We start from the raw sequence: 24,788 nt of genomic DNA on the forward strand, positions 1-24,788 counted from the left end.
ACATCACGCGCTTGGCCAATGTGGCCGCTGCCCGAACTATGCACGATGATCGATGTTCACCGGTGTCGTGATTATCCGGCACTGCCCTGACGGCTGCGACGCAGGGTGATCCTGCACCGAATCATGGGCGCAGACGCTTTGCGCATGCCTTTGTCCGATTGATGCGGTCCAAACCTGACCCGCATCGACCACCACCCCTGCCGGGCGGAAATTTCTGGCCATCAGCACCGGAAACGGCGGAATGGAGATGGGCGGCTGTCCCATTCCGCATTCCGGAGGTCATGCCTAAATCTCAATGAAACAAGGACCGGAATTGAATCCGGCGCTTCAATTCCGGTCTCCGCCTAGGTTCCGGTCCTGTGTGTCTGCTTTCCTCTGCCCGTCCCCGGCCTTCGCCGGGATCTCGATGGGAGATCGAAATGCAAAAGACTGCCCCTGCCTTGCAGGAACAGCCTCTAAACCTTCTGGCCGACTGGATCAGCCGCGAGCAACTGGCTGGTGAACTTGGGCTCGCAAGCGACACCTTGGCGCGCTGGGAGGCACGGCAACTTGGGCCGCCCTGCACCCGGATCGGGCGGAAGGTCCTCTATCGCCGCACCTCAGTCCAGGACTGGATCAGTGCGCAGGAACAAAGCCGCCCGGCCCGGACACGGCGAGGACGGAAATGAACCAGCCACGATCTCACCCGCTTGTTGCGCAGCCCGCCACCGGTGACTGGATGCAAGCCCGCCTGGCCGAAGCGCGCGGCATTCTTGACGATCTCTCGCAACACCCTGAATCGTTGGTTATCCTGGCAGCCCGCGTGGTAGCCGGGCAAACCGACGATGCCGATGAATGCGCTGATGCCATTGAGGTGTTGCGCCTGATCGATCGGCACCCATTGCATGTCATCGCTGCCGCGGCCTTCCCGAACGGCGGTGCGGCATGAACCGGCGCAGCACCCCTGAGGCCGATGCCCAGCGCGCCATCGTGCTGGCTCTGCGGTTCGCTCTGCCCCGCGATGCCATCGTTCACCACGCCGCCAACGAAATCGCCGCCGGGGATCGGCGCGGCCAAATCCGCCAGTCGATCCTGGTCGGCATGGGCGTCCATGCGGGCTTCGCCGACCTGATCGTGATTTCCGGCGGCCGCGTGCTGTTCCTTGAGGTCAAAAGCGAGACGGGGCGGTTGCGCAAATCGCAGGAGGTGTTTCGCGACACGGTCTGCGCGCAGGGCTTTGGCTGGGCGCAGGTGCGCTCGGTCGATGACGCGCTGGGCGCGCTGGCGGACAACGGCTTCACCAGCCGGGTCCGCCCAGCGCGGCGGGTCGCGCCATGAGCCACAAGGCAACCGTCTGGGCCATCCAGCAACGCGGGTTGAAACCTGCCACCAAGATCGTGCTCTGGTTTCTCTGCGATCGGCACAATCCGGATTTCGGCTGCTTCCCGACGCAGGCACGGCTGGCCGACGATGCGGAAATGTCGATCTCGGCGCTGAACGACCACCTCGCCAAGCTGCAGGAACTGCGGCTGATCCACCGGGTGCGCGCCGAAGATCCGCGCACCCACAAGCGCTTGGCCACACGCTACATCCTGGGGTTCGAGGACGGCTTCCCACAAGAGCCAACTCCGGAAACCGGAGACGGCTTTGGGGGAACGGAGGAAGAACAAGGCTGCGACCCATCTCCGGATTCCGGACATGGAGCCATCTCCGGATTTTCGGCAAAGCCATCTCCGGATTTTGCCCAAAGCCATCTCCGGAATCCGGAGACTAACCTTGTAAGAGAACCTTTAAGTAAACCTGTAAAGGAGGAGGAGGAGGACGCGCAAGCGCGAGATTCCGATTTTGATCGGTTTTTCGCAGAAGTGATCTTGGCGCTGGGCCTCGACCCCGCCGCGCTGCCCGGCTGGTGGCAAGGTGGGCCGCCTCGGCTGCACGTCCAGCGCTGGCGCACCGAGTTGGGGCTGACCGAAGCAGAGATCGTGGCGGCGGCGAAGGGCACACGCAAGGATCATCCCGAGCCTCCCGATGGCCCAAAGGCGCTGGACCGCGCCATGCAGCGTGCAGCCCAGCGCAAGACCGAGGATGCCGGGCGCAAGCGTCGCAAGCGCAGATCCGATCCAGCGCCAGCGGTAAAGCCGATCATCGACCTGCCCGCGTTCTACGCCAACCTCGTGAACGCCGACGGTTTTCTGCCGGTCAGCGCCATCAGCAACACCATGCGCGATGCCATGCTCTGGCGGGGCCTCGTCACGCCGGAACGTCTCCGGATGCGGGGGGTGCGGTGAATGGCATGGTGTCACGTCCCCGGCACGGATTGTCCCTCTGCGCAGGCGGCGGAGGCTTGGATATGGGCCTCATGCTCGCAGAGCCAGGCTATCACACCCGCGCCTTCGTCGAGTGGGAGGACTGGCCAAGGTCTGTGCTCATCGCGGCCCAGCGCGCAGGGTATTTCGCCCCGGCACCGATCTGGGATGACCTGCGTAGCTTCAATGCCAGCATCTTCCACGGTGCCTTTGACACGGTGCTGGCTGGATATCCCTGTCAGCCCTTCAGCGCAGCCGGAAAGCGCGGCGGTGCCGACGATCCCCGCCACCTGTGGCCCGAGGTCGCCCGCGTCATCGGAGAGTGCCGACCCGAATGGGTTTTCCTCGAAAACGTCTCAGGCCATGTCAAGCTCGGCCTTGAAGCCGTACTGCGAGAGCTTTGGGGACTGGGCTACACGCCTACGGCAGGCCTCTTCTCGGCGGCAGAAGTCGGCGCGCCGCACCAGCGGCTCCGGATCTTCATCCTGGCCCACACCGATGAGTCTGCACCCCGGCACCGATCGCTACAACCCGGCCGGGAACAGCGACTTCACCCGCAAGGCAGAAGCACTGGCGCTGGGCATCACCAACTGGTCGACGCCGAAGGCCACGGATGGCGCGAAGGGTGGGCCGGGGCAGAGCTATGGCTCGGGCGGAACACCACCCCTGCCAGCGCAGGCGGCACAATGGCAAACGCCGGTGGCGGACGACCAGATGGACAGGCTGCGCGGCAAGATCAACAGCCGGGGCGAGCCGAAGCTGAGCGCACAAGCAATCCAGTGGCCGACACCAGCCGCACAGAACTGGAAGGGATCGAGCGAAGCCAGCATCATCCGCGCCGATGGCAAGAGCCGGATGGACATCCTGCATTACCGGGCGGAACAGGGCTTCACCCGCCCGGTCCTGGCGACCGCGCCGGATGGGCAGCGGCCCTCGCCACACGCCCCGATCTCGCGCCCGCTGTGGGCTTCGATGATTGCCTCGCATGGGCGGGTCGTATCGCGGCGGATCCTGAAAGCCCGGGCACGGCGGCGGCTGAACCCGCTCTTCGTCGGATGGCTGATGGGCTGGCCCATCGGGCACGCGCTCTGCGCCTGCTCGGAAACGGAGTTCATCCACTGGCAGCGGCACATGCGTGGCGCGCTCTCGCGGCTGCCCACGGCCTCGGGCCCCTGGATTTGGCGCCCGGCGGATGGGCCGGAAGGTCCAGCGCAGATGACGCTCTTTGAAGGATTGCAGCCATGAGCATGCAGGGGCGGATCGGGCATGCTCGTGGTACCAGGACAAAACGCGCGCTGGGCGTGCAGGCGATGCTGGAATGGGCGTTCCGGGTGGAACAGGCTCAACTGGAACTGCCCCCGCCGAAGGATGTGGTCGAGGAAGGTTTCGGCTTCGGCCTTGAATACGTCCTCCTTCAGCAAGCAGCGCTGGGCTGCAAAGTCGATGGCGGCCATCACAAGATGGACAGCTACACCCACGCGGATGCCGAGGTCGTCGCAGCCACTGTTGCGGGGATTCCTGACAGTCTCGGCGGCATCCGTATGGCGATCAGCGTCGCCGAATTTGCCCGCGCCGGAATGACCCCGGACTGGATGCCCGGCGTGGTGCCGCGCTGCGTGCCTCTGGAGACCAAGCAAAATCAGCATGGCGAACGATCCAGCACCATCATCGTTGGCATCGAACGGGTTAGGACCCGGGGCAAGTGGCGGACCGTGGAGGTGCTGGCCTGCCCGGTCACCTGGCGGCCGTATCCGGAGCAGATTGCCTCCGCCCGGCGCGGCTATGAGGACTGGTGGCTGGCGCTGGACTGGGTGCGGGATGGGCTGGTGGTAGGCGGCATGCTGCGGGAGGTGGAGGTGACGGCGGCGATGCCGAAGGTGCGGCCGTGGCAGGAACGCGGCGGCAAGTGACCGCCGCGCCGTACATCACTTGATAACTTTGTCGATAAATCCCAGCGTGTTGGCATTTTCCAACAAGGTCCTCACCTTACTTCTGTCGAGGCCTGAAGGAACCTCGGCATCAATCTCCAGCCGCAAGGTGACCTCGCTGCCCGGCAATGTGGTCAGCTGTTCGACAATTGCCTCGACGATCTGACGCATTTCGTGTGCTGGTCGATCAGCAGATATCATAACGGTGCCGATGAACCTTGTCGGATTCTTTTCCGGCTGAACAACTGCCGGTCCAGGGCGCAACCCGGTGCCCTCTGGAACCGGCGGTACAACAGCCGGTACAACGGGCTGCACGGCGGAAGCCAACACCTGCAGATGATGTTCAGCGACCTCCGGCTTCAAGATGACGCTGTCTGAATCAATCACGATTGGCGCATTGGCGGCGTTCTGAACTGCCAAGCCAATATATCGCTCGTTCTTTTCGTCCCACCGCTCGGCATAGGCGAAGGGACCGGGAACCATCGCACCGATCGAGGCACGGACAGCTTTGACCAGCACGTTCTTGTCCTTGACCCTCGGCAAGTAGATGTAACGGTTCAGGTATTCCCACAGATCCTTCAGCGACAAGTGGTCCTTGCCGTTCCAGATGTACTTCTGCAACTCGCGATCCAGCCGCGCTGGGCCTAGCTCAGGGAGCAGACCCTCATCACTAGCCAGTTTCTTGCTGGCGCGCGAGAGAAGGCCATCCTGCGCTGGCACCTTTGACGCAATCCATTCGACATCAGCCTGCGCGCTTTCCTGCATCGGATAGAGCAGATAGCACCACGTTTCCTTCAGGCGGGTTTTGACCGTTTCGTTCGCTTCGACAACCTTCGCTTTCGCGAGCGCGCTGTCACGCTGCGTCAGGTTCAGCCGATCTGTGTCTTTCACGATGCCTGACCAAGCGAGGGCGGATCGCATGGCCTCTTTCAGATTGTCGAGTTGCCGTCCTTCTGCCGCAAGGAAGACCAGCATGTTCCGATACACCCGCGGCGTCGACCCACGTTGCAGCAGGATATCCTTGGCTTCCGTCATGGCCTCGGATGTGTCGCGTCCGTTGTGCGGATGCGCGACACCAAGAATAACCGCCCTGACCCCACCGGGTTCATCCGGAACATCGGCCGAGCTGCTGGGCGAAACCTGCACCGTGTCAAAATGGCCCCTGTCGCCAAGGCCGTTGATGTAGGTCGCCAGCACCTTGTCGATCTCCAAAAGGACAAGCGGTTCCTCGACCTGACCCGCCCGGTCTGCCGCCAGGCGGTTCAAGCTGGCCGACAGGGAATACCAATAGCGGCCAAGATCACCATGCATGTAGCGCGCGCTGTTGGCGAGGCGGCGGAGAGCGTCACCAAAGATTGCGGGCCGCTCGCCGGGCTGAACAACACCAAGATTGATCTGACGGTCATCAAGGCCCTTGTTGTCCTGCTGGTAGGTCGGCGCAGTGCCCATGAAGATGGCGCGCGCAACGCGTCGCGTGGCAGAATACCGATTCAAGTTCGGCGCTGACTGGTCGATTTTGTAGGGCGTCGAGTTCGAACCGTCGACATCACCAGCGATGATCGACTGCCATGTGACATCGAGATAGTGCAGCAGTTCTGGCTCGACCCGAGCTGAGCTGATCGACACGCTGCCAGGCATGATCATCACCGACGGGTCGTTGTTCATCCACAACTCGTGGATCACCTGCGCCATCAGCCGCAGCACACCACGCGTGCGCTGGAATTTTTCCAATGACCCCCAACTGGTGTAAAGCTGATCGAACAGCTCGGGGTGGATCGGATAGGCCTTTTCCAGCTTGCGCCGGTAGTCCTCGTCCGCACAGCCCTGTGGAAACTCATTCGAGTTCTCACGGTACATTTTCACAAACTGCTTCAGCGTATTGTCGCGGTGATGGAATTTGTCGCCGGGAATCTGCTTGAACAGGCGGCGGCGCACGATTTCGTAGCTTTCCTCCTGCGACGCCGGGCGCCAACCGGTCTCAACCCGGCTGAAGGTCTGCTTTAATCGCGCCAGTGCCTCTTGGCCACCTTCGCCACCCACCTCGATCTGTGACGCTGGCAGCGATGCCACCAGCAACGTGCCCGGGCTGGCCTTGACCGCCTCGGTCAGCGACTGAACGAAAGACAGGTTGGAATCGAACGATCCCGAGGCAAGCCCCTCGACCCTGTAGATCTGGCGCAGGTATGCCACCCATTCGTCGATCAGGATCAGGCTGGGCGAGCATTTCCTAAACAGCGATTCCAGCAGGTTTGACCCTGGCGCGACCCCACTCGCGTCATTCTCTGCCACCATCGCAAAGGCCTCGGCCCCACCCAGCTGCCAAGCCATCTCGCCCCAGGTCGTGCGGATCTTCTGCCCACCCCCAACCGTCAGGATATCCTGCGGTCCGCGCGATGTTCCGACCAGAACCGCGCGGTTGATCTTGACCGGCACCGTCAGGCCATCGCGTTCAAACAACTGGTCAAGTCCCGGCAAGTCTTGCACCGGCGTGCCGCCCGCCATGTGATAGAGCGCCAGCATCGAGTGGGTCTTGCCACCACCAAAGTTGGTCTGCAACTCCACCACCGGATCGCCGCCCGCAGCCGACAAGCGCTTTGCCGCCCCGGTCAACAGGGTGCTCAGACCATCGGTCAGATAGGTGCGCGCGAAAAATTCGGTCGGGTTGCTGTATTCCGACGGCGCGCTGCCGTTGTGCACCTTTGCCAGATCGGCGGCGAACTCAGCCTGCTGGAACTCGCCGGTCGCCACGTCCTGGTGCGGTTCCACTACTTCGCGCCACGGTAGCAACCCGGCCACGGTATCGACCATGATCTCGGACCGTGTCGTCTTCTTGCGCTCTTCATTGCGCTGCAGCTCTGCGAACTTGGTCCGCAGGATGGTGTCACGCATCGCGGCGATCTTGTCCGCCGCCTCGCTGGAACTCACCGCCTCCAGCAGCCGCCGCATGCTGTCCAGCGCGCGTTCGGCGTCGTCATAGGTGAAGTTGCCGTCATGGGCCAACTTGTTACGCACATCGACCAGTTCGTTGACGATTGACCGGTGCGTCCGCTCCAGCGTGTTGCGGAAGCAATCGTTCCAGAACTTCTCCATGACCTGCAAGAGCTTTTGGGTGTCGAGCGTGAACTTGCCATTGCTCTCTGCGCGCCACGTAGGAAACACACCGATGACCGTCTTGGGCCAGCCAACCCCCAGCCCGGCCTCAAGCGAGCGCATGACATAGGCGTGCAAGCCCTCACGCATGAACTCCATGCCTTCGAAAACCGACTGCCGCGTGCTCTTGGCCATGCTCAAATCTCCCTAGACTTCAAATCTCATCTGCCCGCTGCGTTTCGACAGCGGGGCTGCGGCGGCTTCGCGGGTCAGGTTGGTCCAATCGGCGATCAGGGCGTTGTAGGCGGTGCCCTCTTTCGCCTCGCCGCGCTTTTCGCAGATGTTGTACAGCACATAGGCAAGGTCGCGCACATCCTCGGCCTTGGGGCCGATCTTCTTCAGCATCACCGCCGTTTCATAGCCGATCCCGTGCGCCTCGTGCAGCCGTACCAGATGCTGGCAGCATTCCCAGACGGTCAGGTGGCCATCAGCAGCGGGCTCCCAATCCGCATCCATCTCGTTGCGCTTGAGGATGCGCACTTTGCCCGCCGCGCTTTCCACAATCCCGGCGTGCTTGACGCTTGCCACGGCTATCCCTTTAGCCTGAGCGATACTGTTCGCGGTCCCAAAATCTCCCGCCTTGAGACCGTTCAACTCAAACCATTTCACGGCAAAAGCCGTATCCGCATCAAATTCACCCAAAATACCGTCAAGATACTCGCCCAGTTCGCGGTTGATCAGTTGCAAGGCGGCCTTCACGCTCATCGGGCTGTCGTCGGATTCCAGCACGGCCTTATAGCGAGAGAACACGCCCATGCCGGGGCCGATGGCCGATTGCGGCATGTCGGCCGGGGCGATGTTGGCGGCCTGAAGCTCGGCAATCGCCGGGGGCAATTCACGTTTCAGGGCGCGGATGAACTCGGCGCGAGTGATGGTTTCGGCGGCGGCTTCCTTCTTGCGGCAGACGAGGACGACCGAGTTGGCGAGGGCATTCGTGCCCGAGGCGATCATTCTTGTGGACCGTTCAGTACGGATCGGCCAAGTTCCAACAATCGCAAATCCAGCCTTAATAACCGCACCAAGAAATGTGGCCCACCCAGTTGAAGATATCCCTTCCGAGCTGATTTCACTTTGTTTGAACGCATAATAGATAGTCGCGGGGATATCAGTCTGCTGCCTCATAGCCATGACCGCAAGCGCGCGTGTCATGCCCTCCAGAAAGAAATCTTCTGCTGCTATTTTTCCACCATGACGGTAGGGAGTCGCAACCAGCTCAGTCGATTTTGGAGTTACTATGCTTCCAAACTCAGACGGATAAACGTCCTGTAGGCTCCTTCGCAACCAAACATAAAAAAAGTCAGATAATTCTGCATATCCGATGTTATCGTAGTATGGAGGGTCAGTTGAAATTACAACTTGTCCAGAGATTGGATAATCATCCACTGCATCTAGATGAAATATCTTACCTTCCTCTGCGCGGGTAACCGTAGCTAAACCCGAAACAGAACTGATGCAAACCTTTTCAAAGTCCATCATGGATCCGAAAGGGTTTATTTCAGCGTAATCCCACAACATAGGTATTGCGTGCTTATTAAATAAATGTGTGATATTCTGATTTACTGAATTCCAACTGCATAAGGAGTTACAATAATCAGTCAATTTGTCTAAAGCAAAAGCCAGATACACACTGACAGCTTCCGCATAAGCTCTTGCACCACTACCCCCAGATCTTAGAAAGGTGCAGTCTGCAGAAAACCCTGATGCTACCGCATCAATCTCTATTTGACCCCTTGCTTCGCGAATCAAATCGCTTAGCGTATTCAACGATGCTAATTGACGTTCCGTAAAGAGATCGCCAAAGGTGTCCATGCCGTAATTAGGAGTCTTAAAGTCACGAGGATTTTCAGGAAGACGTGCCGTCGGCCTCCATTTGGGCTCTTCTAATTCTTGCACTTTAAAGTGATCGGAAGAGGGCGCCAAATAAGCACGCCCTCGTTTTATCTCCGCCACAACAGCGATAAGAGTCCTACCGATCTTCTTAGACTTACCCAAATCCCTTATATATTCATAAGTAAGGGCCGCGTCCGAGATGATGCAGCGGAAGGCTTGCCGCTTCCCTGCGGTGGTACCCATTGCGGCGTGCTCGAGCTGTGACTTCGTAGCCCCGTGACGAATATGATAAGTGATCGTCTTTGCTTGCTTGTCTATCTTAGGCTCAATCCAAACTTCTTGCCCCTTCTTCGAACTAAGCACAAAAGTGGAAATCAAAGGCACATCTACATCAGAAAAGGCAGGATCTGGACTTGGTACTGTTCGCGCCCAAATCCACGCTAGCGCAGTAGACTTACCACCGCCATATTCTTTCGATAGGTTTACTTGTGGATAGAGATGCCCAATTCGTTCTTCCGCCTTCTTGCGCATCCATGCACCATAGTATCTCACATCTTCGGCCAGGCCTTCAGCATTTTGGTAAAATGACCTCTCTTTGATGCCGGGGTGAATTGGAGCCCCATCATTGAACTTCGGCGGTATCTCTATCATCGCCTTGCCGATCAGCACCGCCACAGGGTTGAGGTCGGATCCATATGCGGGGAGACCCAGCCTCTGTGCCTCAAAGGGGATCGAGCCGCCACCCGAAAACGGATCATAGATCGGCGGTAGCACTCCACCGCAGCTGCGCCGAATTTCAACGCGCGCGCGTTCAAGCACCTCTTCGTTGGTCGAATTTTCCCATTTCACCAGGTCTTCGATGATGGCAAACAGACGCTTACGCTCCGCTTCTTGCAACTCCATTGTTGGAAACTGGTCGGGCAGGCTAGAGGGATCATCCACCAACTGCGTGAATAGAACCGCCCGGCATGCTGGCAATGGGCGCCTCGCCCACCATTGGTGTAGCGATCGTGGATGCCCCTTGAGAAAGGGATTACTTTTTTCCTTGATAGATGCCTCATTGATAGCTTCCAGTGGAATGGCGACTTCGATCAGTTTCTTCTTATAGCGTTGGGTCATGGTGGTTCCTTTCAGAACAGACCTGCAGGGAAAGGAACGGTAGCGTTCGGATTGTAATACAGCGTAAAGGGCGGCGTCTCTCCTCGAATACCCTCGTTCCGTACATACAATACGGCACTTATCTGCGCAGCGATGGCGACGGTCCTGCTCTCAAGGACGTGCCTAACCTGGTAGTCAGTCTGGCCCAAAACGCGATTGGAATAAATCACACCCAATGTTGGGAAGCCCTTTTGCGACGCGTCTTGAAGTTGGGCGGCTTGTTGGCCCAGTTTGCGGCCAAGACCACCATCATGGCTGAAATCGACGTCCCCAACGTGAACTCCCGTCTGGTCAAGCTCAATTTCTATGGCTCGGCTCACTTCATTGATTTCGAACTGCTTAACTTCAACCAGTATGACGCCACCGTCGATTTCGATTTTGAAGTCGGGTGTTTTACATGCCGGTTCTTCGGGAATCTTCTCCACGCCGTATCCTTTAGCTCTGCAAAGATCAGCGAAGACACGTTCTGAGTCAGTTGCATAGCAATTTTTCATGCTGGCACCTCTGCCCGCTCCAGCAGGCGCTTCAAGTGGAACTGGATCGCCGTGTGTTCAAACGAGGGTTCGTGATCTGACAGCGCCCCCCTTACATATCGGGGTTCGCGGGCGAATCCACCCTCGATCTGAACAATGGCCAGAATGTATTTCTGCGGCTCGTGCAGCGAGGTGATGATTTCCTGCCGGGTCAGCATCACCGTGTCGGCCCCGTCGATCCGGCCCTTGACCTCGATGAAGCGCAAGTGCTGGGTGCGCGGATCGTAGGAGGCGATGTCGTAGCCGACCTTCTGCGCCGACACATCGCTTGGCTGATTGCCCAGCGCGCGTTCGACCGCCATCACCGCTTCCATCGCCTTCAACTCGCTTTCGCGCCGCGCTTCCGGATCTTCGGCAAATGCACTGACGCCTGCGGATGTCTTGGGCAACATCCGGGCATTCAGCAAGCCTTGCGGGATGACCACCATGCCGCCACGAACGCGGGGCGGCTGAGCCGAGATGAACTTTTCCTTCTCCAGCAGCTCCATCCGGCGCTTCAGCCGATCAGCCAGGTCTTCGGCCCGACGCTCGGCATTCTGCCAGTTCAGGCGGGTTTTTTTGCCAGCCTTTTCATCCTCACGCAATTCAGCGGCGCGGTTATCCCAATAGTTGATCTCTTTTTTCAGGCGGGCCATCACCTCCCGCTCTACCTTCTTGATCTCGGGCAGGCGGCGCGCCTTCACATCGGCCACATGGGTCTGCGCCAGTTCGACCGTCGCAAAACGCACGGCCGCCTTTTCAAGATCGTGGCGCAGCCAGTCCTCGTTCAGTTTGTCAGACACCAGATTTTTCTCGTCAGGCGTCGCGGGGCGCAGGTTCAAGTGTGGCGCGATGCCCGCGTTGGTGGCGTTGCCTGCCTTGTCGATGGCCGCAAACTGCAGCTTTTCGGAAACGACATGCGGTTTGCCGATGCTGGTGGGCCTGCCATCCTGGACGCTGTGTTCCAGCAAGAAGATCGCGGTGATGTCCTGGCCTTGGTCAGTTTCATCGACCAAGACCGCGCCCTGTTTCATCAGGTGGTCGTATTGCTCGCGAACGATGCTGATCACGGCTTCCAACAGCGGATGACCCGGACAAACGAAGGTGGCCACCGGCTGCTGGTTCACCTTGGACTTTTCAAAGCAGATGCGTTCGTATTTCTTCTGAACCGGCGATCCGGTTCCGATCTGACGATCCCGCTCCCGGATGCTCACCGGGACGTGGGTGACCTCCCACCGGCCATCCTCCCGCGGCTTGAGCTGGCCACCGAGCCGCTTGAACGCCTCGATGAAGAAGCTCTGGACATGGTGAGGCTGCAGGCGCTGGGCCTCAGCACGCTCCATGTCCAAGCGGATTTCCTGCACCTTGGCGGCGGGCATCGTGTCGTTCGTAAGAGCACGGCGGGCAAGCAGGTCCAGCAGGTGCTGCTGATCGACGGCACCATCCACGGCCTGGAACAACCGTGCTTTGACTTCAGGCTGCTCGCCGTACTGAATGGCTTCGAAAAGAAGATCCTTCAGAGCGGTGCCTTCGAACAGTTCACCCAAAACGTCATACACCCGACCGCCGAGAGCTTCGCGGGCGACCTCCAGCTTTTCCAGCAGGCGGCCATAGACCTCGCCTTCGCGGGTATCGGCGGCGACCAGGTTCCAAAGATGGCACACCTCGGTTTGGCCAATCCTATGGATGCGCCCGAACCGTTGTTCGATCTTGTTCGGGTTCCACGGCAGGTCATAGTTCACCATCAGGTGGCCACGCTGCAGGTTCACGCCCTCACCCGCGGCATCGTTGGCGATCAGCACCAACATGTCGCGGTCCTGCATGAACCGTTCAATAATCTTGCGCCGATCCTCGCGGCTGACACCGCCATGGATGACTTCGACGGCATCAGCGCGCCCCAGGCGTGCCCGAACACGATCGTGAAGATAGAACAGGGTGTCTTTGGGTTCAGTGAAAATGATCAGTTTGCGGCGATTGCCGTGGGCATCGACCATCAGTTCGTCGTCAAGGATCCGGTTCAGTTGCGACCACTTGGTGTCCTGGCCCGAACTCATAACGCCAAGGGCCATCCTTTCCAGCCCTTGCAGCGTTTCGACCTCCAGCGCCAACTGATCAACAGTTTCCGCTGTGGTGGCCGTCGTGGAAATCCGATCCTCGATATCGTCGATCTCGTCCTGGCCGAACTCCTCGATGTTCTGAAGCAGATCCTCAGACACGTCAGGGGCGTCAAAACCTACTCGCTTGCCGCGCGCCGAAATGCGCGCTTCGGCAAGCTCCGACTCCAACCGCTCGCGACGGCGTTTCAGGGACTGATAGATCGCAGCAGGGGACGACGCGAGGCGGCGTTGCAGGATCTGGAGCGCGAAGCCAACGTTGTTGCGCTTCTTGCCATCTTCGGCAGCGAAACGCTGAACCCGGTTCATCTCATTGCGAACGTATTCGGTGACTGCCGCATAGAGCGCCGCCTCTTCCGGCGAGAGCTCGTATTTCACGGTGTAGGCGCGACGTTCGGGGAACAGCGGGCGACCATCAAACCGCAGCAGCTCTTCCTTTGTCAGGCGGCGCATCATGTCGGCAGTATCGGCATAGTGAACGCCATCGCGGAACCGGCCTTCGAAACGATCGCCATCAAGCAACGCCATGAAAAGCTGGAAATCCTGCTCATGGCCGTTGTGCGGGGTGGCCGACATCAATAGGAAATGGCGGCAGGCCTCGCCAAGTCGCTGCCCGAGGCGGTACCGCTTGGTGTATTTGGCCTCGCCGCCGAAATAGGTCGCCGACATGCGGTGCGCTTCGTCGCAGATGATCAGGTCCCATTCTGTCGATTGAGCCAGCTTCTCTTGCAGATCATCGTTGCGCGCCAATACATCCAGCCGCGCGATCATGCGGTTACGATCGTTGAACGGATTTCCCGAGCGGGAGTTCTCGATCATATCGCGGGTAAGGATATCGAATTCCAGACCGAACTTTTCGCCGAGCTCGTCCTGCCATTGTTCGACCAGGCTGCCCGGCGCGACAACAAGGCACCGCTCAAGATCGCTGCGGGCGATTAATTCCTTGATCAGCAAGCCCGCCATGATCGTCTTTCCCGCACCGGGGTCATCGGCCAAAAGAAAGCGCAGGGGTTGGCGAGGGAGCATTTCGCCATAAACGGCCGAAATCTGATGCGGCAACGGATCAACTAGGCTCGTGTGGATTGCCAGATAGGGATCGAAGTAATGGGCGAGCTTTATGCGGTTTGCTTCGGTCACCAGCCGCAGAAGGTCACCGTCAGCATCAAAGGACCAAGCCCGACCTCGCGCATCGATCTCGATTCTTGCCTGGTCATCGCGGTAGAGCGTGGTTTCGGCCACGCCACCGCCTTGAACCCGATAGACAAGATTGATGGCTTGATCGCCGATCCACTCCACCGAAACAACTTCGACCGGCTGTCCGGGAACAATGCCGCGGACCGAAGCGCCGTTCTTGATGTCTTCCAAAGTGGTCATCCGGCTCTCCCCTTCACCGCGCCAAAAAAGAGAATCGGCACAAGTCCCTACTGAACATAAAACTCATCCCCGAAACGCTTGAAAGCGCAGCAGATTTGAATAGTGAGACGTTAGTGGCAGACCTGCGCGCGGGCAAGGGAAGATGCCGAGCCGCGCATGGCTGCCGAAGAGCGTTTCATCGTCTGACTGCATGGGCCATTCCGCATCCGCGCAACCCATTGACAACCCTGCTCCTCTTGACTCATATCTTGACCATCGAAGATTTGCGCCCGGAGGTCACCCTCTCGGGCGCTTTCGTTTCCGCCCACCCCCCTGGCATGGTTCCTCCCCGGCCCCGTTCGTATGCGGGGGGGCGCAGCGCGCCATTTCGCTAGCGACAGGCACTTTCACCGGGGAATCCAGGCGGAATCCACCTGCCACTCGATTTTGGAAAAAGCGACTCATTATCAAAGGCTTGCGGAATCATGATCTTGGCGTGCTGGATTCTTTTCGGAATCCAGGGAATCCACTTTGTGGAAGCCACCCTGCCGGAAGCCATGTGTGGATGCCTCCCGTTGTGCAAGGAAAATTTTGACCTTCTTGGCATGTGATCGAGTGCGGTCATGTGTCAGGCCTCTCTGTGCGGCTTTTCACATGCCGCGGGCCGGTATGGAGATACGCGGATCAGGTCCAAATCAGCTCAGACGCGCTCAAGTTGGCGCTTTGGCTTCCCCTGGTTTTCCTGATCCCGATCTGATCGATCATTTGCCCATGCAGGTCATTGCCTTCCTCACACTCCCGGGCGGCGGGTTGCGGCAGGGTTCAATTTCACCCCACCATCACCGGCCCCCGGTATTCCTCGTTTTTCGTCAACATGGCCCAAAGACCGCGCGCCATCTTGTTGGCCAAGGCGATGGCGACCAGCATGCGTGGCTTGCGGGCCAGCATTTTCTCCAACCATGATCCCTTGGGAGCGCCCCTTCGAACCGATGAACCCACCACCGCCATCGCGCCGACAATAAGCAATCGCCGGATATCGCACTGGCCCATTTTCGATGTCTTGCCCAAGATCTGCTTGCCGCCCGTTGATCGTTGCAATGGCACCAGACCAAGCCATGCCGCGAAATCACGCCCGCAGCGAAAGCTTTCCATGACCGGCGCGAAGGTTTCGACGGCCAGCGCCGTGATCGGCCCGACGCCCGGCATAGTCCGCAGACGCCGGGCGACCTCGCCTGAAAGACGAGAGATTTCCTTGTCCAGCACCGCAAGCCGCTCGGTCAGCCGCGAGATCTGTTCAATCAACTCGCGGCAGGAAAAGCGCACCAGCGCGGGCAGGTCGCTGTTGTCAGCGTCTACGATCTCGACCAGTTGCTTCACATTCTGAACCCCGATCGGCGCGATATAGCCGAATTCATAAAGATGCGCCCGCAGCGCGTTTATGGCCTCGGTGCGCTGACGAATGAACTGCGCGCGGGTCCGAAACAAAACCGCCCCCCCCTGCTGATCTGGCGTCTTGGGGTCCACAAAGCGCATGGTTGGACGCAGGGCCGCTTCGACGATGGCCTCGGCATCGGCGGTATCGTTCTTGTGCCGCTTGACGAAGGGCTTGACGTAGCGGGGCGCGATCAGACGTGGGTCATGGCCCATCTGTGCCACCTCACGCGCCCAGTAATGCGAACTGCCGCAAGCCTCCATCGCCACAAGGCAGGCGGGATGACCCGACATGAACTTATGAAACTGAACCCGCGTAAGCTTCTTGCGGAACACGACCGAACCATCGGCCGCAGCGCCATGAAGCTGGAAAACGTTCTTTGCAAGATCAACGCCAATGATGGTCACTTCTTTCACGGATGCCTCCTTCGATTTGCTTGGTTTCAACGTCCAAAGCTTGGCACATTACGATGCCGTAGGGGAGGGAGGCATCCACTCCATCAGCCAGCGGAAGCCACCCCGTAAGAAGTCATTGAATCCACGTCATTTTTTCACTTGACATTTCTAGCCCCCTTGACCTACCTATAAATCATTGAGAAATTACGCCCGGAGGATAAACCTCGCGGGCGTTTTTGTTTTCCCCACATCGCGGATGCCGATCCTGTCGCTGGCCATGTTGCCCGCGCGCGTTGGTACGTCCGCCCTGCCCCAAATGAGAACCGCCCCATGGACCTGGTCTTTGCACCGAGCCAGATCGAGACTTGGCCTCTCGACCGGCTGCGCCCCTATGCCCGCAATGCCAAAATCCACGGCACCGACCAGGTCGCCAAGATCGCCGCCAGCATGGCAAAGTTTGGTTGGACTGTGCCCTGCATGGTGGCCGACGACGGCGAGCTGATTGCCGGGCATGGTCGGGTGCTGGCGGCTGCGATGCTCGGGTTGAAGGACGTACCGGTGATCCGGCTCAGCCATCTCGACGAAGCCGAGCGTCGGGCTTACCGGATCGCCGACAATAAACTGACCGAGCTGGGCGAATGGGACGAGGCGATGCTGCGCGACGAGATCGCGGGGCTGCTGGCCGAGGATTTCGACCTGTCGCTGCTCGGGATCACCGACGAAGATCTGGATGCGCTGTTGCGGGATCCAGATGCGCTGGGCGGCGACGGGCCGGTTGAGGGCGAAGACGACATTCCCGAACCGCCGGTCACGCCGGTGTCGGTTGCGGGTGACCTCTGGCAGCTGGGATCACACCGGTTGATCTGCGGCGACAGCACCTCCGCTGATGTGGTCGGGCGGTTGCTCGGTGATGTTCGCCCCCTGCTGATGGTGACCGACCCGCCCTATGGAGTCGAATACGATCCCTCCTGGCGCAACCAGACGGGCGCGGCGAAGACCAAGCGCACCGGCCTTGTGCTGAACGACGACCGGGCCGACTGGCGCGAGGCTTGGGCGCTGTTCCCCGGCGATGTCGCCTATGTCTGGCACGGTGCGCTGCACGCGGCAGAGGTGGCCGAGAGCCTCATGGCGGTAGGCTTCAACGTTCGGTCGCAGATCATCTGGGCCAAGGAGAGCCTCGTTTTCAGCCGTGGCGATTACCACTGGCAACATGAACCCTGCTGGTATGCCGTCAAGAAGACCGGCAAGGGCCACTGGGCTGGCGACCGCAAGCAGACCACGCTATGGAAGATCGCCAACAAGGACCAAGACGCTACCACCATCCACAGCACCCAGAAGCCGGTCGAGTGCATGCGCCGCCCGATGCTGAACAATTCCAACCCAGGTCAGGCGGTGTATGAACCCTTCATGGGATCCGGCACCACGCTGATCGCGGCGGAAACCACCGGGCGGGTGTGCTTCGGGATCGAGCTGAACCCGGTCTACGTCGATGTCGCCATCGAGCGCTGGCAGCAGTTCACCGATGCCAAGGCTGTACTGGTCGAGACGGGCGAGACCTTCGCCGACCTGAAGGCGAAGAGGCTGGCGGCATGAACGCGCCCCTGCTGCCCGGGCAGATTGAACATTGGCCCCTCGCCCGTCTGAACCCTTACGCCCGCAACGCCAAGACCCACAATGCCGATCAGGTCGCCAAGATCGCTGCCAGCATGGCCGAGTTCGGCTGGACTGTGCCCTGCCTTGTGGCCGAGGACGGCGAGTTGATCGCGGGTCATGGCCGTGTCCTGGCCGCCGCCCATCTTGGCCTGTCCGAGGCACCGGTCATCATTCTGGGCCATCTGACCAAGGCGCAGCGCCGGGCTTACCGGATCGCCGACAACAAGTTAACCGAGCTGGGCGGCTGGGACGAGGCCCTGCTACTGCAAGAATTGCAGGCGCTGTTGGCAGAGGACTTTGACCTTGGGCTAATTGGCATCCCTGAGGATGAGCTGGAAGCTTTGCTGGCGGACGCCGACGAACACCCGGTGATTTCAGACGATGCCGCCGATGCCATCCCCGAGCCACCCGCCGATCCGATCACCAAGCCGGGCGACATCTGGGCGCTAGGCAAACACCGGCTTTGCTGCGGCGACGCAACGGATTCTGCCGCCGTGGCCCAGCTGATGCAGGGCGATCGAGCGACGCTGATGTTCACCTCGCCGCCCTATGCCCAGCAGCGCGATTACGGCGCGGCCAAGGAAAAGGTCGGCGATTGGGATGCGCTGATGCAGGGCGTGTTTGCTGCCGCCCCGGTCACCGCTGAGGCGCAGCTGCTGGTCAACCTCGGCCTCGTGCACCGAGACCGCGAATGGCAGCCCTATTGGGAAGGATGGGTGGAATGGATGCGCGGCTCTGGCTGGCGGCGATTTGGTTGGTATGTCTGGGATCAGGGCCCCGGTTTGCCGGGCGACTGGAACGGCCGCCTGGCCCCGTCGCACGAGTTCATTTTCCACTTCAACCGCGCACCCCGCAAACCCCACAAGACGGTCCCATCGAAGCACGCGGGCGAAACCTTGGGCGGCGGTGGGCTGCGCGGGGTCGACGGCACCGTCCACGCCAAAACCGGAACCGGCAACGCGATCCAGAGCCACCGCATCCCTGATAGCGTGTTCCGCATTATGCGCCATAAGGGTGGACTGGGCCCTGCCGGATCGCACCCAGCGGTGTTCCCCGTGGCATTGGTCGAGGCTGTGCTGACAGCGTTCAGCGATCCGGGCGACCTGATCTATGAACCGTTCTGCGGCTCCGGCACCCAGATCGTCGCCGCCGAACGCGCTGGGCGGCGCTGCTTCGCGATGGAACTGGACCCGGTTTATTGCGACGTCGCAGTGCGGCGGTGGGAGATGGCGACGGGGCGAAAGGCACAGCTGGAAAATCGCAACGAGACCACCATTGGCAGGGAGACACGACAGAAATGATTATCGACGTCCCAATCTGGCGAAACGCCGACCTCATACGGATCATTCCGATCACACGCGCGGACCTGAACCAAGCCATATCCCGGAACGACTTTCGGCCGGAAGACACGCCAAAGCCCGGAAAGGCGCGCTGGTATAGCTGGAGAGATGTTGTGGCGGTTGCGGCGGCACAGGACCTGCGCAAGCTCGGCTTTGGTCCGTCTGTCGCATTCGGGCTGGTGCAAGAACACCTGTCACCGTTTCTGCAGGGTCGGATCGACGCGCCGGATGATTGCGCCGGCGTGCTTTGGCTGATCCGCCCGAGTGACGACCACCTCACCTTTGAGGCCCCGTGTGAGTTCCTGCGCCATACCGAATACGAGGAGCTGCTGATCCCGCCAAACGAGAACGCCTGCATCATCGTGAATGTGGGCCGCATTGCAGCGCGCGTGTTCAATAAATTGCAGGCGACCGAGACCGCCAAGGTCATCCGAGAGAAATTTCAGATTCTGGAACCGGTAATATGACCCAGTCGCGCCGCATGTCGCTGATCGAGGCCATTACCAATGTGGCTGTGGGCTACGGGCTGGCGGTGGCGACGCAGATCGTGGTGTTCCCATGGTTCGGGCTGCATCCGAGCTTGAGCGAGAACCTCACCATCGGCGCGATCTTCTTGGGTATCTCCTTGCTTCGCAGCTACACTCTTCGCCGCCTGTTCGAACGCCGGTGCTCTCGTTCACAGCGCGGGTGACCCGTGGGGTGAAGCAGGGCGTCAGGCCGCGTCCAGCTTGTACACAGTGCCTCTGCCATCGACCTTTTCAGAGGCAATGGGAAGGCCCAGCTTCTTTTTCAGCGCACCGGAGATCATGCCGCGTACCGAATGAGCCATCCAGCCAGTCTCTGCCACGATCTCGGTGATCGCCGCACCCCCGGGGCGCTGCAGCAGAGCGATGATCTGGGCCTGCTTGGTCCCCGCGCGGATATTGACCAGTTTCGGCGTCTCCGCTGCGGTCGGCTGCGGGTCCGGCACCGGCTTGGCATTGCGCAGGTCGGTCACCGAGTTGACGGCCACCGGTTCGATCCCGATGGCCTCGAGCCCCGCGTCGGTCACCACCAGCGTGGTGCCATGGCCATCGCCGGTCTCGCGCCAGAGGGGTTCGCCGCGCCGCAAGTTGGCGTCGACCTCTTGCAGCCAGCCATGTGCGATCATTTTGGTGACGGCCATCTTCGCTGCCGCACCGTGCAGCCCCTTGGGCAGCGGCAGGGCGAGGTTGTCGGGGCGCTGGGCCCCGGCGCTGAGGATGATGGTCTGAGTGTCGGTGAGTTTCGTCATGACGGGGTCCTGTTCGATCTGTTGGCGTTGGACGGGATCAAGCGGCATGTTCGCCCTCCTTGAAGGCGCTGTCGGTAATCTGGCGCAGCAGGCTGGCGTAGTGGTTCAGGGTGCCAACGTCGCCCCAGTTGATCTCGTCGGGGTGGGTGTTGAAATGGTCGTCGCTCAGGGCCTGCAGCCGTTCCAGCATTGCGTCGATCTGGAACTTGGTGGTCATGAAGGCGTCGAGTGCTTTGGAATTGTCGGTGGCGCGGCGGATGGTCATGGCTTGGTCGTCCTTCAGTGAGTTGCATCGTTTTCCTGTGACAACCATCGCTCTAGTGCAGCGATTGTCGTAGTTAAATCCAAGCAATTTCATTGCTTTGCAATTATGATATCTGGTGGGGATCGGTCAGCGCCGCCTGTTCGGCCTCGTGGCGCTGTGCCGCATCGGGTGGATCACGCCGCGCGTTGATCATGGCGACAAACAGCGCACGGGCGACGGCCGCCACCTCGTCCGCCCCTGCGTTGGAGAGCTCCACATCATGGATGGCGATGGCCTCGCCCAGATCGGTCAGGGCGTAAAGCGTGGCAAACTCCGCCTCGGGCGGGTCGCAGGTGATGGTGTCGCGGTCACCGGGCGAGACAACGACGCTGCGGCAAAAGCGCAATTCAAAACCGATGGCACACTCGCGGCGCGCTAGTTCTACGAGAGTCTCGCCTTCGGGCAGGCAATTGGGAGGCAGATTCATGGCAGGGACCTTTCCGAGAGCTCGGGGATGATCTCGGCCCAAGCGCCGTCCTGCCAGATGTAGAGGTGGCAGAACTGGCAGGTCGGGCGCGACAGCAGGATTGGGTCTCGGGGGTGCTCAAACCCCTCGATCTGATCTGCGCGCACCTGCCGGATCTCGCGGGCGGCGAGGATGTCTTCGGGGGTCCATCGCGCCAGTGCGGGCAGCATGTGGCGGGGATAGCCATCGTAGTGGCAATAAACATGGGCCCATGCATCGGGACCAATCTGAATTGCAATCTGTGCGCGGGTGCTCATGGTCGTTCCCCTCAGATCAGCTTAAGATCAGCCAGCACCGCGCTGGCGGCGGCAAGCTGGGCGGTCGGCAGCTCGATCTTGATGTGCGAGAACACATCCGAGGCTTCAGCCGTGATCCCATCCTCGCGCAGCGCGGCCTCGATGGCCTCGGCCACGGCGTTCGGTCGCGAGCGGTCGAAATGTACGGGCAGCGTTACGTAGTCGATGCGGATGGTGGTGGTGGCGGTCATGATCTTGTCCTTTCAGGATTGGGGTTTTGCAGCAGCGCCTGCGCGGCGTCCGGCTTCAAAGGCGTCTTCAAGTGCCGCGTGGATCGCCCAGACCGCGACATCGTGGAAATCGAGGCGGTCGCGGTTCCGGGTCTCCAGCGTTTCAATGAAGAACCGGTTTCGGGCGATCCCAAGGATCAAGGCCTCGCGGACGTCTTCGGGTGTAGGGGTGGTTTTGCGTTTGGCCATGATCAGTCCTCCCAGCGGTGCTGAGGGTGGGTCGTCTGCGCGCGGGCTTCCTCGCGCATCATCTCGTGGGCGCGTGCCATCGCGACCATCCCGTCGGCCTGGCTCATCCGCCCCGACATGACTTCCTCCATCACCCAGTTCACCCGCTCTTGTGCGGGGCTGGTGTGGCCCCGCCATCCGTCGCTCATCGAGCTGTGTCCCATCTTTTCCTGTGCGCGCATGGTGGTCTCCTATCCTCATTTAAGGGGTGCGATGCACCCGTTTGCCTTGCACCATGAATCGCTCTATCGAGGAGTGTAATCAACTGAATAAGATCGTTATTTTCGTTTAATTCCAATATCTTGAGGTTAATTAAATCGCCATGGAAGGTATGTCCGAACGCGAGTATTCCGCTCATACCGGCCTGTCGCGCGGGGCGATCCAGAAGGCACGCAAGGCCAGCCGCTTGGTGGTCTACAGCGACGGGTCGATCAACGCGGCCGCGTCTGATGTGCGCCGGGCCGATATGACTGATCCTGATCAGCAGCGCCGCAGCACCGGCGGCGGCGATAGCAGCTTCAGCGGCCCCGCCGACAGCTCGTCATACCTGAAAGCCCGTACGGCGCTGACCGTCTACCAGGCGCAGGACAAGCAACTTGGCATCCAGAAGAAGAAGGGCACGCTGGTGGACCGGGCCCGCGCCGAAGCGCTGGTGTTCCGGTTGGCGCGTCAGGAACGCGACACATGGGTCACCTGGCCCAGCAGGGTGGCGGCATTAATGGCCGCCGAAGTGGCGGCAGAGGTGGAGAAACAAACGGCCAAACCGGTGACAATCGAGGCCGCGATCCTGCAGAGGGTGCTGGAAACCCATGTCAGACAGCACCTCGAAGCCCTCGCCGATCTCAGGGTCAGCCTCGGATAGCGATGACCTGACCGCAGACCTCGACCTCGGGTTTGATGGGGCCGAGGATATCTTGCGCAGCTGGCGCAAAGGCATGCGCCCGGATCCTGACCTGACGGTATCGGAATGGGCGGATGCGCATCGCTGGCTGTCGTCGCGCGGCGCGGCCGAGCCGGGGCGGTATCGTACCGCGCGGGCGCCCTATTTGCGCGAAATCATGGATGCCCTGTCGCCCCGCCATCCGGCGCAACGGATCAGCTTCATGAAAGCAGCGCAGGTTGGCGCGACGGAGGCTGGCAACAACTGGATCGGCTTCGTGATCCACCACGCGCCGGGCCCGATGCTGGCGGTGCTGCCGACAGTCGAGATGGCCAAGCGCACCTCGCGCGGGCGGCTCGACCCCTTGATCTCGGAAAGTCCAGTGTTGCGTGCGCTGGTCAATCCGGCCCGCTCGCGCGATGCGGGAAACTCGATGCTGTCGAAGGAATTTCAAGGTGGCATCCTGGTGCTGACCGGGGCGAACTCTGCCACCGGCCTGCGCTCAATGCCCGCGCGATATATCTTTCTCGACGAGGTCGACGCTTATCCGGCCTCGGCCGATGAGGAAGGCGATCCGGTCACGCTGGCCGAAGCCCGGACCACGACATTCTCGCACCGGCGCAAGGTGTTCATGGTTTCCACCCCGACAATCCGGGGCATCAGCCGGATCGAGCGGGAATACGAGGCATCAGACCAGCGGCGCTACTTCGTGCCCTGCCCACGTTGCGGGGCGATGCAATGGCTGCAGTTTGAGCGCCTGCGCTGGGACAAAGGGCGACCCGACACCGCCGCCTATCATTGCGAGGGTTGTGAGAAGCCCATCGCCGAGCACCACAAGACGCAGATGCTGGAGCGCGGCGAATGGCGCGCAACGGCAGTGTCGTCCGACCCGCATTCCATCGGCTTCCATATCTCCGCGCTCTATTCGCCTTTGGGCTGGAAGAGCTGGCAGCAGATCGCGCGGGATTGGCTGGCGGCCCAAGGCTCGGACGAAATGCTGCGCGCGGCGCGCAACACCCTGCTGGGCGAAACATGGGTCGAGAGTGGCGATGCGCCGGAATGGCAGCGCCTCGCGGATCGGCGCGAGACGTTCGTGGCGCAGATCCCAGCGCGGGGATTGTTTCTGACCGCTGGGGCGGACGTGCAGAAGGACCGCATCGAGGTTGATGTCTGGGCCTGGGGCCGTGGTTTGGAAAGCTGGCTCGTGGATCACATCGTGATCTCTGGCGGGCCAGATGATCCTGCCTGCTGGGACAAGCTAACGGCCCTTCTTAGCCAGACATGGGTTCATGTACACGGCGCAGTCATGCCCCTGGCGAAGCTGGCCATCGACACAGGGTATGAAACGGCAGCCGTCTATGCTTGGGCCCGCACCCAAGGCATCGCACAGGTGGCCCCCGTCAAAGGCATGGAAGGCTTCAACCGAACAACGCCAGTCTCAGGGCCGACCTTCGTTGATGCGACGGTAAACGGACGAAAGCTCAAGCGCGGCGCGCGGCTCTGGACGGTGGCCACCGCCACTTTCAAGGCGGAGACCTATCGCTATCTGCGGCTGGAGCGGCCCAATGATGAAGACCGTGCCAGTGGCGCGCCAAATCCTGCGGGCACGATCCACCTGCCAGACTGGGCAGACAGCGAATGGCTGAAACAGCTGGTGGCCGAGCAACTGGTCACGATCCGCAACAAGCGGGGCTACGCGCGCCAAGAATGGCAAAAGATGCGCGAACGCAACGAGGCGCTGGACACCCGGGTCTATGCCCGCGCGGCCGTCTGGATCCTAGGGGCCGACCGCTTCGATGAGCGGATGTGGCGACAACTCGAAAAACAAGCCGGGGTAGAGACCCTCACGGCTGCCACCAAAGCCGACACTGACACACCGTCCGAGCCTCAAGCCGGGCGGATCGCCGCCCCGCGCAAGCGCGGTTGGCGGGTAAGCACGCCCAAATACATGGAATAGCGAG

Annotated in this window: 24 protein-coding genes; 12 read left to right on the plus strand and 12 right to left on the minus strand. The window is 60.7% G+C overall.

The features are described from left to right. Nucleotides 1–419: 419 nt before the first annotated feature. The 6 genes from RNZ50_26715 (at nucleotide 420) to RNZ50_26740 (ending at nucleotide 4,195) form a co-directional block, all read left to right on the plus strand. Entirely contained in the window at nucleotides 420–668 is a 249-nt protein-coding gene (locus RNZ50_26715) for a DNA-binding protein (GenBank protein MDT8858550.1), read from the plus strand. Next, nucleotides 665–928 (plus strand): hypothetical protein, encoded by a 264-nt coding sequence (locus RNZ50_26720; protein ID MDT8858551.1) that lies wholly within the window; start codon nucleotides 665–667, stop codon nucleotides 926–928. The genes RNZ50_26715 and RNZ50_26720 overlap by 4 nt, the downstream gene beginning before the upstream one ends. Further along, a complete protein-coding gene (locus tag RNZ50_26725) occupies nucleotides 925–1,317 on the plus strand; it encodes a VRR-NUC domain-containing protein (GenBank protein ID MDT8858552.1) in 393 nt (130 codons plus the stop codon). The genes RNZ50_26720 and RNZ50_26725 overlap by 4 nt, the downstream gene beginning before the upstream one ends. After that, a complete protein-coding gene (locus RNZ50_26730; protein ID MDT8858553.1) occupies nucleotides 1,314–2,267 on the plus strand; it encodes a helix-turn-helix domain-containing protein in 954 nt (317 codons plus the stop codon). Before RNZ50_26725 ends, RNZ50_26730 begins: the two co-directional genes overlap by 4 nt. 516 nt (nucleotides 2,268–2,783) lie before the next feature. Beyond that, entirely contained in the window at nucleotides 2,784–3,530 is a 747-nt protein-coding gene (locus RNZ50_26735) for a DNA methyltransferase (protein MDT8858554.1), read from the plus strand. After that, a complete protein-coding gene (locus RNZ50_26740; GenBank protein ID MDT8858555.1) occupies nucleotides 3,527–4,195 on the plus strand; it encodes a hypothetical protein in 669 nt (222 codons plus the stop codon). The genes RNZ50_26735 and RNZ50_26740 overlap by 4 nt, the downstream gene beginning before the upstream one ends. A gap of 15 nt (nucleotides 4,196–4,210) precedes the next feature. Here the strand turns inward: RNZ50_26740 and RNZ50_26745 are convergent, their stop codons facing one another. The 5 genes from RNZ50_26745 to RNZ50_26765 form a co-directional block, all read right to left on the minus strand. Then, on the minus strand, nucleotides 4,211–7,498 hold the full coding sequence (locus RNZ50_26745) for a DUF499 domain-containing protein (GenBank protein MDT8858556.1): 3,288 nt from the start codon (nucleotides 7,496–7,498) through the stop codon (nucleotides 4,211–4,213). 12 nt (nucleotides 7,499–7,510) lie between these two features. After that, nucleotides 7,511–10,312 carry a DUF1156 domain-containing protein gene (locus tag RNZ50_26750; protein ID MDT8858557.1) on the minus strand — a complete coding sequence of 934 codons (2,802 nt, stop codon included), beginning with the start codon at nucleotides 10,310–10,312 and terminating at the stop codon, nucleotides 7,511–7,513. 11 nt (nucleotides 10,313–10,323) lie between these two features. Then, nucleotides 10,324–10,776, minus strand: coding sequence for a hypothetical protein (locus tag RNZ50_26755; protein MDT8858558.1), 453 nt, complete (start codon nucleotides 10,774–10,776; stop codon nucleotides 10,324–10,326). A gap of 65 nt (nucleotides 10,777–10,841) precedes the next feature. After that, nucleotides 10,842–14,351: a helicase-related protein gene (locus tag RNZ50_26760; protein ID MDT8858559.1), complete on the minus strand. Its 3,510-nt coding sequence runs from the start codon at nucleotides 14,349–14,351 to the stop codon at nucleotides 10,842–10,844. Between the two features lie 807 nt (nucleotides 14,352–15,158). Further along, complete coding sequence (locus RNZ50_26765) at nucleotides 15,159–16,178, minus strand: IS110 family transposase (protein MDT8858560.1); 1,020 nt, start codon at nucleotides 16,176–16,178, stop codon at nucleotides 15,159–15,161. A gap of 309 nt (nucleotides 16,179–16,487) precedes the next feature. Here RNZ50_26765 and RNZ50_26770 point away from each other — a divergent pair, with 309 nt between their 5' ends. From RNZ50_26770 to RNZ50_26785, 4 genes are read left to right on the plus strand one after another with little or no spacing between them, the layout of a single operon-like run. After that, nucleotides 16,488–17,750 carry a site-specific DNA-methyltransferase gene (locus tag RNZ50_26770; protein ID MDT8858561.1) on the plus strand — a complete coding sequence of 421 codons (1,263 nt, stop codon included), beginning with the start codon at nucleotides 16,488–16,490 and terminating at the stop codon, nucleotides 17,748–17,750. Continuing rightward, nucleotides 17,747–19,111: a site-specific DNA-methyltransferase gene (locus RNZ50_26775; GenBank protein ID MDT8858562.1), complete on the plus strand. Its 1,365-nt coding sequence runs from the start codon at nucleotides 17,747–17,749 to the stop codon at nucleotides 19,109–19,111. Before RNZ50_26770 ends, RNZ50_26775 begins: the two co-directional genes overlap by 4 nt. Then, on the plus strand, nucleotides 19,108–19,617 hold the full coding sequence (locus tag RNZ50_26780; GenBank protein ID MDT8858563.1) for a hypothetical protein: 510 nt from the start codon (nucleotides 19,108–19,110) through the stop codon (nucleotides 19,615–19,617). Before RNZ50_26775 ends, RNZ50_26780 begins: the two co-directional genes overlap by 4 nt. Continuing rightward, on the plus strand, nucleotides 19,614–19,841 hold the full coding sequence (locus tag RNZ50_26785; protein MDT8858564.1) for a hypothetical protein: 228 nt from the start codon (nucleotides 19,614–19,616) through the stop codon (nucleotides 19,839–19,841). Before RNZ50_26780 ends, RNZ50_26785 begins: the two co-directional genes overlap by 4 nt. A 21-nt stretch (nucleotides 19,842–19,862) precedes the next feature. Here RNZ50_26785 and RNZ50_26790 read toward each other — a convergent pair whose 3' ends face one another. From RNZ50_26790 to RNZ50_26820, 7 genes are all read right to left on the minus strand, one after another. Continuing rightward, nucleotides 19,863–20,423, minus strand: coding sequence for a DUF3489 domain-containing protein (locus RNZ50_26790; GenBank protein MDT8858565.1), 561 nt, complete (start codon nucleotides 20,421–20,423; stop codon nucleotides 19,863–19,865). Nucleotides 20,424–20,460: 37 nt separating this feature from the next. After that, on the minus strand, nucleotides 20,461–20,688 hold the full coding sequence (locus RNZ50_26795) for a hypothetical protein (GenBank protein ID MDT8858566.1): 228 nt from the start codon (nucleotides 20,686–20,688) through the stop codon (nucleotides 20,461–20,463). A 103-nt stretch (nucleotides 20,689–20,791) separates the two neighbouring features. Further along, a complete protein-coding gene (locus RNZ50_26800) occupies nucleotides 20,792–21,154 on the minus strand; it encodes a hypothetical protein (GenBank protein ID MDT8858567.1) in 363 nt (120 codons plus the stop codon). Beyond that, complete coding sequence (locus RNZ50_26805; protein ID MDT8858568.1) at nucleotides 21,151–21,450, minus strand: hypothetical protein; 300 nt, start codon at nucleotides 21,448–21,450, stop codon at nucleotides 21,151–21,153. Before RNZ50_26805 ends, RNZ50_26800 begins: the two co-directional genes overlap by 4 nt. Before the next feature lie 11 nt (nucleotides 21,451–21,461). Continuing rightward, nucleotides 21,462–21,680, minus strand: a complete 219-nt coding sequence (locus RNZ50_26810) for a hypothetical protein (protein ID MDT8858569.1) — start codon at nucleotides 21,678–21,680, stop codon at nucleotides 21,462–21,464. Nucleotides 21,681–21,692: 12 nt separating this feature from the next. Next, a complete protein-coding gene (locus tag RNZ50_26815) occupies nucleotides 21,693–21,908 on the minus strand; it encodes a hypothetical protein (GenBank protein ID MDT8858570.1) in 216 nt (71 codons plus the stop codon). A gap of 2 nt (nucleotides 21,909–21,910) precedes the next feature. Next, on the minus strand, nucleotides 21,911–22,129 hold the full coding sequence (locus RNZ50_26820) for a hypothetical protein (protein MDT8858571.1): 219 nt from the start codon (nucleotides 22,127–22,129) through the stop codon (nucleotides 21,911–21,913). Between the two features lie 140 nt (nucleotides 22,130–22,269). Here RNZ50_26820 and RNZ50_26825 point away from each other — a divergent pair, with 140 nt between their 5' ends. After that, complete coding sequence (locus tag RNZ50_26825; protein MDT8858572.1) at nucleotides 22,270–22,809, plus strand: hypothetical protein; 540 nt, start codon at nucleotides 22,270–22,272, stop codon at nucleotides 22,807–22,809. Beyond that, a complete protein-coding gene (locus tag RNZ50_26830) occupies nucleotides 22,757–24,784 on the plus strand; it encodes a phage terminase large subunit family protein (protein MDT8858573.1) in 2,028 nt (675 codons plus the stop codon). The genes RNZ50_26825 and RNZ50_26830 overlap by 53 nt, the downstream gene beginning before the upstream one ends. Nucleotides 24,785–24,788: the final 4 nt, after the last annotated feature.

The sequence above is a fragment of the Paracoccaceae bacterium Fryx2 genome, from assembly GCA_032334235.1.
Classification (GTDB): domain Bacteria; phylum Pseudomonadota; class Alphaproteobacteria; order Rhodobacterales; family Rhodobacteraceae; genus JAVSGI01.